The sequence below is a fragment of the Neisseria arctica genome (genome assembly GCF_022870905.1).
GTDB lineage: Bacteria > Pseudomonadota > Gammaproteobacteria > Burkholderiales > Neisseriaceae > Neisseria > Neisseria arctica.
The window spans coordinates 1,116,684-1,133,894 of sequence record NZ_CP091510.1 but is presented as its reverse complement, the minus strand read 5'-3'; the positions used below and the strand labels follow the sequence as shown (position 1 = coordinate 1,133,894).

Here is a 17,211-nt window from a genome sequence, read left to right as displayed (position 1 = left end):
TTTCAAACCATGTAAATCATTTTTTCCACACCGTTTTATCAATGGTGAAAAACTCAAATATATAGCCTTTTCTAAGTTAACTGCATATTTTCCACCCTGAATTTATCACCATAGCGTTAAACTTTGCTTGCATTTCTCATCAACATACTCTTTACAATTTAAATGTTACAGTATAACATTTCAAAAAATAGTCAATCGGAGTTAACATCATGCAAAAAATTTTCAGCCTACTCGCCCTGATCGCAGCAATCGGTTCGGCTCAAGCCCATGAAATTTGGGTAGAAACCGCACATACCCACGGCGGTGAAATTTTAAAAGCCGAATTAGGCTATGGAGATTTTCCCGAATTAGCCCCTATTCCCAAAGACCGGCTGCATATTTTCAAACAACCTTTACAGCTCGTTACCGAAAAAGGTACCGAAAACCTGATACAAAAAGGCCAACATAACTACCAATTTCAAAGTAAGCAACCCGTACCCGAAGGCAGCTTTTTAGTATTGGGTACATACCAACCTACTTTCTGGTCAAAAAACAGCAATGGTTGGAAACAAGTGAATATGACAGAAATGCCGGATGCCGAATATTGCGAACAAACACGTATGTACGCAAAAAATATTATCAATGTCGGTCACAACAGCGCAGGAAAATCAATTATTACCCGCCCTGTAGGACAAGGCTTGGAAATTGTTCCTTTAGAAAATCCGGCCAATATTCGAGTAGGCGAAGCATTTCCGGTACGGGTATTATTTAATGGCGAACCATTGCCGGATGCCACCTTAACGGCTACTTTCGACGGCTTCAGCGAAATTAATTCAAAAGTACACAAATTAGAGGCACAAGCATTCTCTGACACCACCCTTGCCGATGGTAGCACCTCAATCATCCCGTTGCGTCAAGGATTTTGGAAAGCCCGCGTAGTGCATAAATCCGACTTCCCCGATAGTAAAGTCTGCCAAAAGCTCGCCAGCTACACGACTCTGACTTTTCAAATTGGCCATAACCATCACTAAGATATAACAGACTTTCATCTTAAAATGGCCCAAAATGCCGTCTGAAAGTTTTCAGACGGCATTAAATTTTATGATGAAAGGCCATTCATAATCTGAAGAAAATTTAAATATTTTTTATAATGACAGTTAATTAACCCCAAATTGCTAAAAAACCGAACGATAATTAAACCTCTAACAGTAAAATCAGCTTTATTGGCAACACATATAAATTAAATATAGCCAATAAGATAAGTATATATAAAGGCCGTCTGAACTTCAGACGGCCTTTAAATTTAAAATAACCTATCAATAAAAACAGTTATTTTTTCTTACGCTGCGGCGGCAAATCGGTACAAGTACCTAATGCAACCTCAGCAGCCAAACTGACGGTTTCGCCTAAAGTAGGATGAGGATGGATAGTTTTACCGATATCCGCGGCATCACATCCCATCTCAATAGCCAAACAGATTTCGCCGATCATGTCGCCTGCATTCGGGCCGACAATACCGCCACCGATAATCATGCCGCTTGTTTCGTCAAAAATCAGCTTGGTGAAACCTTGGTCACAACCGTTGGCAATGGCACGGCCTGATGCTGCCCATGGGAAATTGGCTTTGGTAATTTTCAGGCCTTGCTCTTTAGCAACACTTTCCGTTACGCCAACCCAAGCGACTTCCGGAGAGGTATAAGCAACACCTGGAATTACACGGGCATCGAAATAAGCCTTATGACCTGCACAGTTTTCAGCAGCCACATGGCCTTCGTGTACAGCCTTGTGCGCCAACATCGGTTGACCGACAATATCGCCAATCGCGTAAATATGCGGCACATTAGTACGCATTTGTTTGTCGACTTCGATAAAACCGCGATCCGTTACGGCAACACCGGCTTTTTCCGCACCAATCAATTTACCATTAGGCGCACGACCAGCCGCTACCAATACGGCATCATAGCGAACCGGCTCTTTAGGCGCATTGGCACCTTCGAAGCTGACATAAATACCGTCTTCTTTGGCATCAACCGCTACGGTTTTAGTATTGAGCATAATGTTATCGAAACGGTATTCGTTCAACTTCTGCCAAACTTTAACCAAATCACGATCAGCCCCTTGCATCAGGCCGTCCATCATTTCGACAACATCCAAGCGCGTCCCTAAAGTGCTGTATACAGTACCCATTTCCAAGCCGATAATACCGCCGCCGATAATCAGCATTTTTCCGGGAACTTCGCGCAATTCCAAAGCACCGCTAGAATCGATGATACGAGGGTCTTTCGGAATAAAGGGAAGATTCATTACACGGCTACCGGCTGCGATAATACAATTTTTAAAAGCAACGGTTTTCTTCTCGCCGGTTTCTACTGCTTGCTCATATTTTTCACTGTTGGTCAGTGCTACTTCAATATGGTTGGCACCGACAAATTGGCCGTTACCTTGAATCACATCCACTTTTCGGGCTTTTGCCATTCCGCTCAAGCCAGTGGTGAGCTTACCGATTACTTTTTCCTTGTAAGCACGCAACATATCGATATCCAACTCCGGCTCGGGATATTTAATACCGTTGGCAGCCAAATGGCGTACTTCATCGATTACGGCGGCATTGTGTAACAATGCTTTAGAAGGAATACAGCCGACATTCAAGCAGACACCGCCCAAAGTGTTGTAGCGTTCGATAAGGGCAACTTTCAAACCTTCATCAGCCGCCGCAAATGCCGCCGAATAACCGCCGGGGCCGCCGCCCAAAACAACAACATCGTATTCAGCATCGGCTGAACCGGCAAATTGTGCGGCTTGCGGTGCCGGTGAGGCGGTAATTGGTTGTTCAACAGCTGCCTGAGCGGCTTTTTCTTTGGCTTTAGGCGCAGCCGTTTCGGCTCCTGCCGCTTCAAGCACGGCAATCACGCCGCCTTCGGAAATTTTGTCGCCTACTTTTACTTTAACTTCTTTCACTACACCTGCCACATCAGCCGGCACATCCATGGTGGCTTTGTCGGTTTCCAAAGTAATCAAGGTGTCTTCGAGAGCAACCGTGTCACCGGCTTTGATGTCCACGGCGATAATATCTACATTTTCGTGGCCGCCGATATCGGGTACTTTTAATTCAATCAAACTCATGTTTTACCTTTCGGACAAGCGGTATAAACCACTTGAAATCGGTATTCAGACGGCCCTACCTTCAAATAAGGCCGTCTGAATGATCCTTGTTATACCAATACGCGGCGGAAATCTTTCAACAGGTTCGCCAGGAATACTGTGAAACGCATACCGGCCGCACCGTCGATAACGCGGTGATCGAACGACAGGCTCAACGGGCACATCAAGCGCGGTTCGAAAGCGGATCCGTTCCATACTGGTTTGATTTGCGATTTGCACACACCCAAAATAGCGACTTCGGGAGCGTTTACAATCGGAGTGAACCCTGTTCCGCCGATACCGCCCAAGCTGGAAATAGTAAAGCACGCACCTTGCATTTCCTGTGGTTTGAGCTTGCCTTCGCGTGCTTTTTTCGACAATTCGGTCAACTCTTGAGAAATTTCTTTCAAGCCTTTTTTATCAACATCTTTAATCACGGGAACAACCAAACCGTTTGGCGTATCAGCCGCAAAACCGATGTTGTAGTATTTCTTCAGAACAAGATTATCGCCGTCCAGCGAAGAGTTAAACTCGGGGAAAGCTTTCAATGCAGTTACGGAAGCTTTAATGATAAATGCCAGGGGCGACATCTTAATGCCTTCGCGCTCCCACTCTTTATTCAGCTGCTTGCGGAACTCTTCCAGCTCGGTCATATCCGCATCTTCGTTCACGGTAACATGGGGAATAACCACCCAGTTGCGGGAAAGATTCTGGCCGGAAATTTTCTTAATACGGCTGAGTTCTTTGACTTCGATTTCACCGAATTTACTGAAATCCACTTTCGGCCACGGCAGCAGATCCAAACCTCCGCCCAAAGATGCAGCTGCGGCAACCGGTGCGCCTTTTCCTGCGCCACCCTGCATGGCTGCTTTAACAAAAGCTTTGATGTCTTCGCCGATAATGCGGCCCTTCAAGCCTGTACCGCTGACCAAGCTCAGATCTACGCCGAGTTCGCGCGCCAGTTTGCGGGCCGACGGACCGGCATGTGCTTTGGCAAATGCCGCTTCGTTAACAGGCGTATTGCCAAAAGCAGCTTTGGGAGCTACCTCCGCCGAAGTTGCAGCGGGAGCCGCAACAGATACGGGAGCCTTTGGTGCTTCGGCAACAGATGCAGAGGCAACCGCTTGAGGAGCAGGCGCTGCCGCACCTTCGGCTTCGAGTTCGATAATCACAGTGCCTTGCGATACTTTGTCGCCTACTTTGATGAAAACGGCTTTCACAACGCCAGCAGCTGTGCTGGGCACATCCATAGTGGCTTTGTCGGTTTCCAATGTAATCAAAGTGTCGTCAGCCGATACGGTATCGCCTACTTTTACTTCAACGGCAATCACATCGACATTTTCATGACCGCCGATATCGGGTACTTCTACTTTAACAGTTGATGCAGGCGTATTAGCCTGTGCGGCAGGCACCGGTTCAGGGGCTTTCGGCTGCTCTTCAACTTTTTCTACAGCTTGGGTTTCAGCTGTATCCCCGGCGACAGCTTCTACGGTAACGATAACGCTTCCTTCAGAAACTTTGTCACCTACGTTTACTTTCACTTCTTTCACCACACCAGAGGTATCAGAAGGTACATCCATAGTGGCTTTGTCGGTTTCGAGGGTAATCAGGGTATCATCTGCGGCAATGGTGTCGCCAACCTTAACGGCTACATCGATCACATCGACATTTTCATGACCGCCGATATCGGGTACTTTGATTTCTACGATTTGGCTCATCGTGCTTTCCTTTAACAGCAGCAAGCTTATTTGGCTTGCATACCGGTTTATTTGTTAAAACGATCTGATTTCAGGCTGTTTTCAGACGGCCTCATTAAAAGGAAAAGGCCGTCTGAAAATTATGCGTTTTAGCGCTTCCAGCTCGGTGCGGTATCGGTTTTGATACCGTATTTTTCAATCGCTTGTTGTACGGTTTCTTTGCTGACTTTGCCTTGTTCGGCCAAAGCGTTCAATGCTGAAACGGCAACATGGCGGCTGTCTACTTCGAAGAAATCACGCAAGTTGGCGCGTGAATCACTGCGGCCGAAACCATCGGTACCCAAAACATAGTAATCATTCGGGATATAAGCGCGTACGCGATCGGCAAAGCTACGGATGTAGTCGGTAGATGCGATTACCGGACCTTCGTGTCCTTTCAGCTGTTGGGTCACGAACGGTACTTGTTGATCTGCCAACGGATTGAGACGGTTGAAACGCTCGGCCTCGATAGCATCGCGGTACAGCAGATTGAACGAAGGCACCGACCAAATATCGGCATCTACGCCGAAATCGTTTTTCAGCAATTCGGCACCTTTGATTACTTCATTCAGAATCACGCCGGAGCCCATCAACTGTACTTTCTTATCACCGTTACCGCCGGCTTTAAGCAGGTACATACCTTTGAGGATTTGCTCTTCGATACCTTCGCGTTGAGGCAAGGCAGGATGTGCGTAGTTTTCGTTCATCAACGTGATGTAGTAGAACACATCTTGGTTTTCTACATACATACGACGCAAACCGTCTTGGATAATCACGGCCAACTCATAAGAGTAAGTCGGATCGTAAGAAATACAGTTCGGAATCAGATCAGCTTGAATGTGGCTGTGTCCGTCTTCGTGCTGCAAACCTTCGCCGTTCAAGGTCGTACGGCCTGCAGTACCACCCAACAGGAAGCCCCGTGCGTGCATATCGCCTGCCGCCCAAGCCAAGTCGCCGACACGTTGGAAACCAAACATTGAATAATAAATATAGAACGGAATCATGGCGAAATGGTTGTTGGCATAGCTGGTTGCCGCGGCAATCCAGTCAGCCATCGCGCCCGGTTCGTTAATACCTTCCTGCAAAATCTGACCATCAACCGATTCTTTATAGAACATCAGCTGGTCTTTATCTTGCGGGGTGTATTGTTGGCCTTTCGGGTTCCAAATACCGTATTGGCGGAACATACCTTCCATACCGAAAGTGCGGCTTTCATCAGGTACGATCGGTACGATGCGTTTACCGATTTGTTTGTCTTTCAACAGGGTGCTCAGAATACGCACAAACGCCATGGTAGTGGAGAACTCACGGTCGCCGCTGGCTTGAAGTTGTGCATCGAATGCGTCCAGCGAAGGTACAGGCAATGCTTCGGTATTCGGATTACGCTGAGGCAGATAGCCGCCCAATGAATTGCGGCGTTCGCGCAGATAGCGCATTTCTTCGCTGTCTTCAGGGAAACGGTAGTAAGGAATGTTGCCGCTTTCGATTTGCTCGTCGGTTACCGGTATGTCAAAACGGGTACGGAATTGTTTCAGCGATTCTGTATCCATTTTTTTGGCTTGGTGTGCAACGTTTTGACCTTCTCCGGCATGTCCCATACCGTAACCTTTAATGGTTTTGGCCAAGATCACGGTCGGACGGCCGTCGGGGTTGTTCACGGCTTCGTAATAAGCTGCATATACTTTGTGAGGATCATGACCACCACGGTTCAACGCCCAAATTTCAGCGTCGGACATATTCGCCACCATGGCTTTCAAACTCGGGGTGTTGAAGAAGTGCTCGCGCACGTAGGCACCGTCTTTGGATTTATAAGTCTGGTAGTCGCCGTCCAAGCATTCATCCATACGGGCTTTGAGTTCGTTATCGGTATCACGCGCCAAAAGAGCATCCCAGCGGCTGCCCCAAATCACTTTCAATACGTTCCAGCCGGCACCGCGGAAGTTGCCTTCCAACTCTTGAATGATTTTGCCGTTACCGCGTACGGGGCCGTCAAGGCGTTGTAAGTTACAGTTGATCACGAAAATCAGGTTGTCCAAACCTTCACGGGCAGCCAATGCGATAGCACCTTGGCTTTCCGGTTCGTCCATCTCGCCGTCGCCGCAGAATACCCACACTTTACGGCCTTTGGTTTTGCTCAAGCCGCGCGAATCCAAATATTTCAGGAAGCGCGCTTGGTAAATCGCCATCAGGGGGCCTAAGCCCATAGACACGGTGGGGAACTGCCAGAAGTCAGGCATCAAATGGGGGTGCGGGTAAGAAGACAAACCCTTGCCGTCTACCTCCTGGCGGAAGTTATCCAACTGCTCTTCAGTGAGGCGGCCTTCTACGAAGGCACGGGCGTAAATGCCGGGTGCAGAATGGCCTTGAACGAAAATCATATCGCCTTCAACATCATCACCTTTGGCACGCCAGAAATGGTTGAAACCTACATCATAAAGTGTAGCGGCGGATTGGAACGAAGCGATATGGCCGCCTAATTCCAAATCTTTTTTACCGGCACGCAACACCATAGCGGCGGCGTTCCAACGGATAATCGAACGAATTCGGTGTTCCAGCTCCTGATTGCCGGGTGATTTTTGCTCTTTGCCGACCGGAATGGTATTCAAGTAGGCGGTAGTGGCGTCGAATGGCAAGTGTACACCGCGACGACGGGTATATTTCACCAGGTTTTCCAGCAGGAAATGGGCGCGCTCGGTGCCTTCGTTTTCCAAAACGGAACTCAGCGCGTCAAGCCACTCCTGGGTTTCAATCGGATCAATGTCATGAACATCGTTGGTTTGGGTAGACATGATTATCCCTTCAGTTGATGAGTTATGGGTGCGGCAGCTCAAACACTACCGCTCATTTTCGTTTGTGAACTGCAACCGAACATTTCTACTGACGGACGGCTGCTCTCGGGGTGCTGCATCAGAATAGCGAAACCATCACTCAGCTGCAAAACTCCATGTTTTCAAAAACATCTGAATATAGCAGCCGCAATAACGGCAATATGCTTGCAAATCGTATCAGCAAACTGTAATTCTGGCAAATATACTGCTGATAAAATCTATAAAAAAGTATCTTTTCAATCATTAATTTGTGAATTATTTTCACTTTTCAACAATCAGAATCTAAATTCTCTTTTATATTTTTCTAAATAGAAAATAATTTTCACACATTTTGAACATTACAACCCACAAAAAAGCGCCCGGATTGGAGTTAAGGCTCAAATCGTTAAAACGGGTAAATAAAAATAGCCAAAACGAATTACCGACCTTATTAAGCCCTCTCTAAAATACAGTCTTAATTTGAATATTTCCAAAAATAAATGCCGTCTGAAAACATTCAGACGGCATTGCTTGTCATTCGGAATCCAGAATTTCTGCTGTTTATCCTTCTTGATGACGATTACGGCGGCGTATCAATATCCTAACCGCACCGTCATTTCCTTTGTGCGGTTCGGCATAAGCCAATACATCAGGGTGAGCCATCAACCAGCGGCGTACCAGCATTTTCAAACGCGGTTTATAACCCGACGAACCCAAACCGCTGCCGTGCACAATTTCACCGCACACACCGTGGGCAGCTAAAAATTCAATAAACTCATTCAATACTTGTTGGGCTTCTTCCTGCGTATAGCCGTGTAAATCGACATCGGCAACTACCGGCCAATGCCCGCTTTGCAAGCGGCGGATATCATTTTTGCCCTGCCCGTTTTTACTGAATGTTGGCGGCACATCGTCTTCGTATAAACTGTCGCCCACATAAAAATAATCTTCTTGGGATAAACCTGTATCCTGCTTCTGGCGGGGCTTGATCGGGCTAGTATCGCGCGGGGGCATATAACGGTTGGTGTTTTTTAAAGGAACTACCCCACCGCCGACAGCCTGGGCAAAACTTATTTCTTCAGCCGCTTTGCGCTTTGCCTCTGCCTCAACTTTTGCACGTTCTTCAGCTGCCTGCTTGGCTTGTTTGCCCAATTGCTTTAATGCTTCTTGAAAATCTTGAACCATGATTATTTCCAAATCCAAACAGTTATATTATTTCAGACGGCATCTGAATTTAAAGGCCGTCTGAAACGATATTAGCCTCTCTATAATTATTCAGTATTATTTATTTATGCTGCAATAATCACGCACATCGGCAAGTACATACCTGCCAAAGTCTTTATCTTCGATCATAGCTGCAATTCTTTCTACGGTTTGCCGCGGCCCGACCAAACTACCCTCTGTTTTTAAAGCTTCAAAGTACGGCCTCATTGGAAAACTCGACTCATCGGCGCTACGAATTTGCGCCTGCATATCGGTATCCACTACGCCGGGGGCAATACTGGCAATCCGCACATTTTCATGCTGTTCTGCCGCTACACACAATGCATGATGATCAAGTGCGGCCTTGGTTGCCCCATATACGCTCCATCCCGGATACGGCTTACGCCCAGCTCCGCTGCTGATATGGATAATTTTTAATGCGCGGCCATTTGTTGCCCGTATCATCATATTGCTCAAAATTAAAGGCGCGGTAATGTTTAAGCCTACCCCCGCGGCAATCTCCATATCATTTTGCCGGCCTAACAATGCATTAGGCAAAACTGTAGCCGCATTATTAATCAAAATGACTTCGGACGCATTTGCGGTAAATTCCGCCAATACGGGTTGTCGGCAAAAATTTTGCAAAGCCGCCGTATCACTTAAATCCAAACTGATTTGCTGTATATTTTCCATCAAATCTGCTGATTTTCTGCGGGCAATACCCAAGACAGCCGCGCCTTTTTCCGCATAATAAGTAGCCAATGCCTTACCTAATCCACTGCTATGGCCGCTGATAATTACTTTTTGCGTCATAATTCATACCCTAATATTTTAGGGGCAATATTTTACGCTTTCACTCCATTTTCACCAAATTGGTATATATCCAATGCTTTTATAATTGCCCGATTCGGCGTAAGCTACGCCTTTTCTTTTATTTTATTTATCGTTTTTATGAATGCTTTATTGAAATTCAGTCAGTTTGTCGGCCGCACTTTTGCAGTATGGGCCGCTTTATTTGCTTTAATCGGTTTCCTCTTTCCAGAAACATTTAAATGGGCTTTACCTTATATTCCGTGGCTATTGGGCATTATTATGTTTGGTATGGGCATGACGCTCTCTCCTGCCGACTTCAAAATTCTCGGCCAACACCCCAAAGCTGTTTTAATCGGCGTAGCTGCCCAATTCATAATCATGCCGTTGGTGGCTTATGCACTTGCGGTAGGTCTGGATCTGCCTGCAGAAATTGCTATCGGGGTGATTTTGGTTGGTTCTTGTCCCGGCGGTACCGCTTCTAACGTAATTACCTATTTGGCACGCGGTAATGTGGCGCTTTCGGTAGCCGTTACTTCGGTTTCCACATTATTGGCTCCGATATTGACACCTGCGGTGTTTTACTTATTAGCTAATCAATGGCTGGAAATTTCAGCCACATCTATGTTTGTATCGATTCTCCAAATCGTATTGCTGCCTATTGTTTTAGGGCTTTTGGCACATATGCTTCTGAAAAAACAAACAGAAGCCGCCAACGGCTTGCTTCCTTTGGTTTCGGTGCTTTCTATCGTTTTGATTATCGGTGCAATTATCGGCGCCAGTAAGCCTAAAATTATCGAAAGCGGCTTATTGATTTTTGCCGTGGTAGTATTACATAACGGTATCGGTTACCTGCTCGGTTTTTTAACCGCAAAGCTGTGCAAATTACCTTACGATGCCCAGAAAACCCTTTCCATTGAAGTCGGCATGCAAAACTCAGGCTTGGGCGCCGCACTGGCTGCAGCCTATTTCACCCCTCTGGCAGCAGTTCCCAGTGCCTTATTCAGCGTATGGCATAATATTTCCGGCTCTCTGCTGGCTTCATATTGGGCGCGTAAGGCCGATGACAAATCATCCTCATAAAAAGTATCTTGCATGAAAACAATGCCGTCTGAAAATTCAGACGGCATTGTTCATTAAAATATAATATTAATTTTAACGCTTTTTCAGCAACACGCCGCTTTCAATATGGTGGGTAAACGGAAACTGATCAAATAAAGCCATGCGTTCGATAGTATGCGTAGCATTCAGTTTCACCAAATTATCATGCAAGGTTTCAGGATTGCAGGATATATAAATCACATTCTCAAATTGTGCGACCAATTTTAAAGTTTCATCATCCACACCGGCTCTCGGCGGATCAACAAAAATCGTTGAAAACTCATAATCAGCTAATGCGATACCTTGTTCCTGCAACCGGCGGAATGCACGGTTGCCCGTATACGCCTCGGTAAACTCTTCGGCAGAAAGCCTTACGATCTGCACATTATCGCAATCATTGGCCTGAATATTCCATAAGGCCGCATTTACCGAAGTTTTCGACACTTCGGTTGCCAATACATGCTTGAATCGGGTTGCCAAAGGCAAAGTGAAATTACCGTTTCCACAATAAAGCTCCAGCATATCGCCACCCAAGCCTTCGGCACAATCACAAGCCCATGCCAGCATTTTTTGACATACTTCCGCATTCGGTTGCGTAAAACCGCCTTCCAGCTGACGATAAACAAATACGCGCTCTCCCACTTGCAGACGCTCGGTAACAAAATCTTGAGTTAAGATTACTTTTTGCCCTCTGCTTCGGCCGATAATCCATATACCAAGCTCTTCTTGCAAAGCCCGAGCGGCTGCTTGCCATTCTTCATCAAGCTTTTTATGGTAAATCATCGTAAGCAGCATTTCGCCACTTAAAGTGGCTAAAAACTCGACCGCATACCAACGATTTTTCAGTACAGGATTATCAGTCACAGCAGCCATCAGCCTAGGCATCATGTCATTAATACTGCTGTGTGCGGTATCAAATTGATCGCAACGGATTAAAGATGCGCCGCCCGCTTTCTTACCCGGTTCAAACATCGCATAGAAACACACCTCCCCCTCGTGCCATACTCTGAATTCTGCACGCATACGATAGTATTTTGAGGGTGATTCAAACACCTCCAATTCGGGAGTTGCCAAATCCTCAAATAATTTTCGAATATATTCTTTTTTTTCTGCTAGTTGCTGCTGATAAGAAATACCTGCCATAAAATTTCCATATTCTTTTTTCCGGCTGCGATTATACGGAAATCACTGTTTGTTGTCGCCACTACTAACTAAGAAGCGCTCTTATTCATTACAAATAAGGCCGTCTGAAAAATCAAATAGCCCAATACTAGCCACAAAAATTAAGAATACTACCTAGAAAAATAAATTATTTTAAAATTCAAATTTTTATTTAAAAATCATAAAAAAATTTCGCTGAATTGATTGACACTTTTTTTATCAACGCTATAATGCGTGCTTCTTCCCCGATAGCTCAGTCGGTAGAGCGACGGACTGTTAATCCGCAGGTCCCTGGTTCGAGCCCAGGTCGGGGAGCCAAATTTTAAAAGCCCAAACAATCGTTTGGGCTTTTTTATTTTTTAACTATCATTTAACTTCTGCTCCTCTATTTGGATTAATCCATTCAAGCCGTCTGCCCAGTTTGGCCGGATATTCTTCCATATGACGAAAGCATCTAAAAAATATCCCTATCTTTGAAACATCTACAGCGTTAGATATTATGCAAAAAAGCTCACCGATGTGGAAAAGCAATTTGCTACTAGCTAATTAACTAAGCGTTAACCACTTCTCCTGCGGATATAAAAAAGCAACCTTATGGCTGCTTTTTTATTAGTTTCTATACTCTACTGAATTTTTATCTCTTTGATGAGATAACCCACATTATTCGGTTAAAAATTAACCGGTTAAGATTTTCTTTTCACATTTAGGTAGCAACCGTATACAAAGTCGGGGCATAAACCATTTCTTAAATAAATCAAAAGTTTTGATAGGCAATACTTAGTTTTCTTCATTGTAGATTTTTAATTTTCACCCGAATACTTGGCCAAACAAAGCAGCTGATCCAACAGCTGCCAAAACCGTAGGCAGCATACCGAAATATCGTGCTGTACAGAGCGTTACCGCCATAGCAGCTAATTCATGCGGTTTATCGGTCACGAAATAAGGCGCTATTACGGCTATTAGTACACAGCCCGGAGCCGCATCTAAAACTGCTGCCGCTTTCGGGCTCAGAGAACGGTTTCTCAAAGCAAAAAAACCGATCAAGCGCGTAGTGTACGTAACCGCCAGCATGCCCAATATGGTTATCAACGAATCAAGCGATATCATGACGGTTCCGCCCAAAAGTAAGCTGCCGTCAACCCGGCAACCGCTCCTGCCGGCACGTACCAAATGCCGTCTGAAAAACGATAAATAAAAGCCGCAACCAAGAGGCTAACCAACCATGGGCGGGCTGCATACCAGCCTTTCCACATGCCTTTTAGCAACACTAAAAATACGGCGGGAAAAGCCATTGCAAAACCCCAGGACGCAATATTGCCGAGCGAGGGACCTATGGCGGTACCCAGCGTGGTAAAGATGATCCATACCACATACAGGGCTATACTCACCCCCCAATAATAAAATAGGCTGAAAGCAGGCAAACCGGCGGCCTTTCGGCGGTTGATATCTGCAAAAGCCATAGCCCAACTTTCATCAGTCATGACAAACAATAACGGCAATACTTTTTTCATCGGCATATGGCGGATATAAGGAGCCAATGCCGCACCCATCAAAATATGCCGGGTATTGATCATAAAGGTAACGGCCAAAATCAATACAATCGGTAACGGGTGCTGCCACAAGCCTACCGCAGCGAATTCCGAGCCTCCGGCAAAATTCAAGCCTGCCATCAATGGCATTTCCACTATGGTCATTCCTTTTTGACCACCTTGTACCCCCAAAATCAATGCAAACGGCAAGATGCCTACCAATATCGGCAAGCAGTCTTTCATTCCTCTGAAAAATTCACTCCGAGGGGAGTCCGGTTGATTTATCCGCACCATAGCTTAAAACGGTTTAAAAAGATAAAGTATAAATGAAATATCCTGATGCCGACACAAAGAGACATCCGATATCTTTTCGACTCAAAAACTTTTTAGATAGTTAACCTCTTTACCGATCCGATAGTTTGGCATGAGGTGCCCAAGCAACACTTACGGGCTATATCCGCCCAATCGAATCGAAATTTAATTCTCAATATTTACAATGAACTGATTATAAAACCTATTTCTTTACATTTTAGCTGTTTGTGTTACCGAAAATTAAGGAGTAGATTAATTCTACTTGAGGCTTTATCAAAACGGCATTCAAATTTACCGGCATACGCAATCAATTGATACCGCTTTGGAAAGGCCTCAACTTGGTTGACAGCAATGTTTGCCGGCCAAATCCAAATATAGAAAAGTAAAAGATTGTACTTAGAGGACCCTCAAATCATGTTGAATATTGATCCGACAGAATTGAATGATACCGTACCGCTGCGCAAACAGAAGTTTTACCAGATTCTTTATGTGCAAGTTATTTTCGCTATTATTCTCGGTATCCTATTAGGCCATTTTTATCCGGATATCGGCGAAAGCATGAAACCTTTGGGAGATGCTTTCATCAAACTGGTTAAAATGATTATTGCCCCGGTTATTTTCCTAACGGTGGTTACCGGTATTGCGGGCATGAATAATATGAAATCTATCGGCCGGGTAGCAGGCAAGGCCATGATTTATTTTTTAACATTTTCCACACTGGCATTGATTGTGGGCATGGTAGTGGCCAATGTTATCGAACCGGGCGCCGGTTTGAATATCGACCCTCATACCCTCAAAGCGGATAAAGTGGCCGAATATGTGGAAAAGGCCCATGAAAGCACGATTACCGGCTTTTTGATGGATATTATTCCCAAAACAATTGTCAGCCCGCTTACCGATGGTAATATCCTTCAAGTGCTTTTTGTTGCCGTTTTATTTGGGATATCACTTGCTTCTGTTGGCGACAAGGCCCGTCCGGTCATCAATTTTCTGCAAGAGCTGTCTGCCCCTGTATTCAAGATGGTTTCCATTTTGATGAAAGCCGCTCCGATCGGTGCCTTCGGTGCCATGGCTTTTACAATTGGCAAATACGGTATCAGCTCTATCAGCAATCTGCTTTTACTGGTTGCTACTTTCTATATTACGTCCCTTTTGTTCGTATTAGTGGTTTTAGGAGCAGTTGCCCGCTACAACGGCTTTTCGATCATTAAAATGATTAAATACATAAAAGACGAATTGTGGTTGGTGCTGGGAACATCCTCTTCCGAAGCCGCTTTACCTACCCTGATGCAGAAACTTCAGCGTGCCGGGTGTGAAAAATCCGTGGTCGGTTTGGTAGTACCCACCGGATATTCTTTCAATCTGGATGGAACGAATATCTACATGACTATGGCTGCCCTATTTATTGCCCAAGCTCTAAATATCGAACTGACACTTACTCATCAAATCACTTTACTGTTGGTTGCCATGCTGAGCTCAAAAGGTGCTGCCGGTGTTACCGGAGCAGGTTTCATTACGCTGGCCGCAACTTTATCGGTAGTACCCGGTTTGCCGGTAGAAGGTATGGCTTTGATTTTGGGTATCGACCGCTTTATGTCCGAGTGCCGAGCCCTAACCAATCTTACCGGTAATGCCTGTGCCACGATTGTTGTTGCCCGCTGGGAAAACGCATTAGATAAAGAAAAGCTGGATGCCGCTTTAAACGGACGTTTGGAACCGGCAGTTTCTGAAACTGAATAATCTTTCCAAATAAAAACGGCCTGCTTAATGCAGGCCGTTTCTGATTTAAATCAAACCTTAACAAGAGTAGCCATGATACATTTTCCAGGTAGTTTGAGGTAGAACTATGTTTTCTGTTTAACGAAAATACGGAAATAAAGAATTTATTCTCCTGACTGTTTTCATCATATATACCGCAATAGCAGAAAAGTCATAACTCTTCATTACTTCATTACTTCTGAAAATATATTTCACGGAATATGTCTATGAAAAAAGTTTTTCTGCTTTTCCTATCGGCCGTTTTTGCAATTCCCGCTTATGCGGCACCGGCCGAAAACCTTGCTTTCGTTGCTCAACCCCACAGTATTATTAACAAAACCATTTCGGAAAACGAAGTCTTAAACGCACAAAACCAATGGTGTCGCTCATTATTGGATATCGGCAACACATATGAGCAAAGAGGCCGCAAAGCAGCAGAAAAATCAGCTCAAAAAGCCATCGAAGATTTATATGGCTATGACATGGGTCCGGTTTTATTCAAACCCACATTATCCGTGAAACCGCAAACATTCCGTACCACTCCTGAAGGCGCGCTATCCTACTTCGTGGGCGGTAATAAAAACTTTCCTACCGATAAAGGATTCGCTCTCAAGGGTTGGACCAAATGCGAACCTGAAAACGCCGCGCTTTTTATTTCCGGCAATACCGCCACCACCATGGGTAAAGTACATTTCACCAATAAAGACGGCCATGATGTTACCGTTGATAAAACTTGGCAGTTTATTAAGGGAGATGACGGCCGTATCCGTATTATTCTTCATCACTCTTCACTCGAGCATACCGAGCAGCACTGATTCATCTTTGATTGCAAATAAAAATCCCCGGAAAAACCGGGGATTTTTATTACATCATAGGAAAATTCAACCGGTATGCAATACCTCGTAAACCTCTACCGATACCTCCGTATGTTTATTATCAGGATTGAACCAAATTTCCTGCCACTGCGGCCAACTTCGCTCTTGCCGGTTGCGGACTTGATAATCTTCTATACAGTTATAATAAATATCCAAACGAATATAAGTATCCCTGCCCTCATCACGGCGGCTCATCTCGATTTTTAAATTATTGGGTTGTGAATCGAACTGCGGCAAAGCCGAGCGGGCAAACTTTTCCATCAATTCGCTTAAATCCTCTGTTTTAGTACGATAGGTATAAACTACTTTAATCATAATTTCACCCGTTTAATCATCAAAATTTTAAGGGCTTTACAAACGCGGCTGCCTTCACCAGTTACCGGCAGCTTAACACGGCTTAGATCTATTTCCTATGTAGGGCGCCATCTATTTGCTACAATATACAAACACACCAAACCATAAGGAAAACATGCCATGAAATGGACTGACACCCAACGCATAGCCGAAGAGCTTTACGACAATCATAATGATATTGACCCTCAAACCATCCGCTTTACCCAATTGCGCGAACTGGTTTTGGCATTACCTGATTTTGATGACGATCCCTCACGTTGCGGCGAGCGTATTCTCGAAGCCATCCAACAAGCATGGATTGAAGAAGCACAATAAAGCCCGATTTAAAGCCAATGCCGTCTGAATAATCTTTCAGACGGCATTGTTTTAAAAGGATATGATATCCTAACTTCAAAATACGTCCTGACTACAAACAGTATTTTTTAGAATTACTTTCACCCTGATA

General features: G+C 45.0%; 14 protein-coding genes and 1 tRNA gene. 6 read left to right on the top strand and 9 right to left on the bottom strand.

Going from position 1 to position 17,211, the window contains the following annotated elements; all coding sequences use genetic code 11:
- The first annotated feature begins 209 nt into the window (after positions 1-209).
- Complete coding sequence (locus tag LVJ86_RS05125) at positions 210-1,010, top strand: DUF4198 domain-containing protein (protein ID WP_047761344.1); 801 nt, start codon at positions 210-212, stop codon at positions 1,008-1,010.
- Positions 1,011-1,308: 298 nt separating this feature from the next.
- On the opposite strand, the gene lpdA is transcribed toward LVJ86_RS05125, so the two are convergent.
- From lpdA to LVJ86_RS05100, 5 genes are all read right to left on the bottom strand, one after another.
- A complete protein-coding gene (lpdA, locus tag LVJ86_RS05120) occupies positions 1,309-3,102 on the bottom strand; it encodes a dihydrolipoyl dehydrogenase (RefSeq protein ID WP_047761343.1) in 1,794 nt (597 codons plus the stop codon).
- Positions 3,103-3,191: 89 nt separating this feature from the next.
- Positions 3,192-4,838 (bottom strand): dihydrolipoyllysine-residue acetyltransferase, encoded by a 1,647-nt coding sequence (aceF, locus tag LVJ86_RS05115; protein WP_047761342.1) that lies wholly within the window; start codon positions 4,836-4,838, stop codon positions 3,192-3,194.
- Positions 4,839-4,966: 128 nt separating this feature from the next.
- Positions 4,967-7,645, bottom strand: coding sequence for a pyruvate dehydrogenase (acetyl-transferring), homodimeric type (gene aceE, locus LVJ86_RS05110; RefSeq protein ID WP_047761341.1), 2,679 nt, complete (start codon positions 7,643-7,645; stop codon positions 4,967-4,969).
- Positions 7,646-8,224: 579 nt separating this feature from the next.
- Complete coding sequence (locus tag LVJ86_RS05105; RefSeq protein ID WP_047761340.1) at positions 8,225-8,848, bottom strand: Smr/MutS family protein; 624 nt, start codon at positions 8,846-8,848, stop codon at positions 8,225-8,227.
- 96 nt (positions 8,849-8,944) lie between these two features.
- A complete protein-coding gene (locus LVJ86_RS05100; protein ID WP_047761339.1) occupies positions 8,945-9,679 on the bottom strand; it encodes an SDR family NAD(P)-dependent oxidoreductase in 735 nt (244 codons plus the stop codon).
- A gap of 138 nt (positions 9,680-9,817) precedes the next feature.
- Between LVJ86_RS05100 and LVJ86_RS05095 the strand changes: the two genes are divergently transcribed.
- Positions 9,818-10,759, top strand: a complete 942-nt coding sequence (locus tag LVJ86_RS05095) for a bile acid:sodium symporter family protein (RefSeq protein WP_047761338.1) — start codon at positions 9,818-9,820, stop codon at positions 10,757-10,759.
- 72 nt (positions 10,760-10,831) lie between these two features.
- On the opposite strand, the gene trmA is transcribed toward LVJ86_RS05095, so the two are convergent.
- Entirely contained in the window at positions 10,832-11,920 is a 1,089-nt protein-coding gene (gene trmA, locus LVJ86_RS05090; RefSeq protein WP_047761337.1) for a tRNA (uridine(54)-C5)-methyltransferase TrmA, read from the bottom strand.
- Between the two features lie 260 nt (positions 11,921-12,180).
- Between trmA and LVJ86_RS05085 the strand changes: the two genes are divergently transcribed.
- Positions 12,181-12,256: transfer RNA gene (locus LVJ86_RS05085), tRNA-Asn, on the top strand.
- Between the two features lie 489 nt (positions 12,257-12,745).
- Here the strand turns inward: LVJ86_RS05085 and LVJ86_RS05080 are convergent.
- Both LVJ86_RS05080 and LVJ86_RS05075 read right to left on the bottom strand, forming a co-directional pair.
- Positions 12,746-13,045: an AzlD family protein gene (locus LVJ86_RS05080; protein ID WP_047761336.1), complete on the bottom strand. Its 300-nt coding sequence runs from the start codon at positions 13,043-13,045 to the stop codon at positions 12,746-12,748.
- A complete protein-coding gene (locus tag LVJ86_RS05075; protein ID WP_047761370.1) occupies positions 13,042-13,752 on the bottom strand; it encodes an AzlC family ABC transporter permease in 711 nt (236 codons plus the stop codon). The genes LVJ86_RS05080 and LVJ86_RS05075 overlap by 4 nt, the downstream gene beginning before the upstream one ends.
- A 441-nt stretch (positions 13,753-14,193) precedes the next feature.
- On the opposite strand from LVJ86_RS05075, the gene LVJ86_RS05070 reads away from it, so the two are divergent.
- Both LVJ86_RS05070 and LVJ86_RS05065 read left to right on the top strand, forming a co-directional pair.
- Positions 14,194-15,519 (top strand): dicarboxylate/amino acid:cation symporter, encoded by a 1,326-nt coding sequence (locus tag LVJ86_RS05070; protein WP_047761335.1) that lies wholly within the window; start codon positions 14,194-14,196, stop codon positions 15,517-15,519.
- A 245-nt stretch (positions 15,520-15,764) separates the two neighbouring features.
- Positions 15,765-16,352 carry a hypothetical protein gene (locus LVJ86_RS05065; protein WP_047761334.1) on the top strand — a complete coding sequence of 196 codons (588 nt, stop codon included), beginning with the start codon at positions 15,765-15,767 and terminating at the stop codon, positions 16,350-16,352.
- Between the two features lie 66 nt (positions 16,353-16,418).
- Here LVJ86_RS05065 and LVJ86_RS05060 read toward each other — a convergent pair whose 3' ends face one another.
- Positions 16,419-16,727, bottom strand: a complete 309-nt coding sequence (locus LVJ86_RS05060) for a hypothetical protein (protein ID WP_047761333.1) — start codon at positions 16,725-16,727, stop codon at positions 16,419-16,421.
- Positions 16,728-16,886: 159 nt separating this feature from the next.
- On the opposite strand from LVJ86_RS05060, the gene iscX reads away from it, so the two are divergent.
- Positions 16,887-17,081 (top strand): Fe-S cluster assembly protein IscX, encoded by a 195-nt coding sequence (iscX, locus tag LVJ86_RS05055; protein WP_047761332.1) that lies wholly within the window; start codon positions 16,887-16,889, stop codon positions 17,079-17,081.
- Positions 17,082-17,211 lie beyond the last annotated feature (130 nt).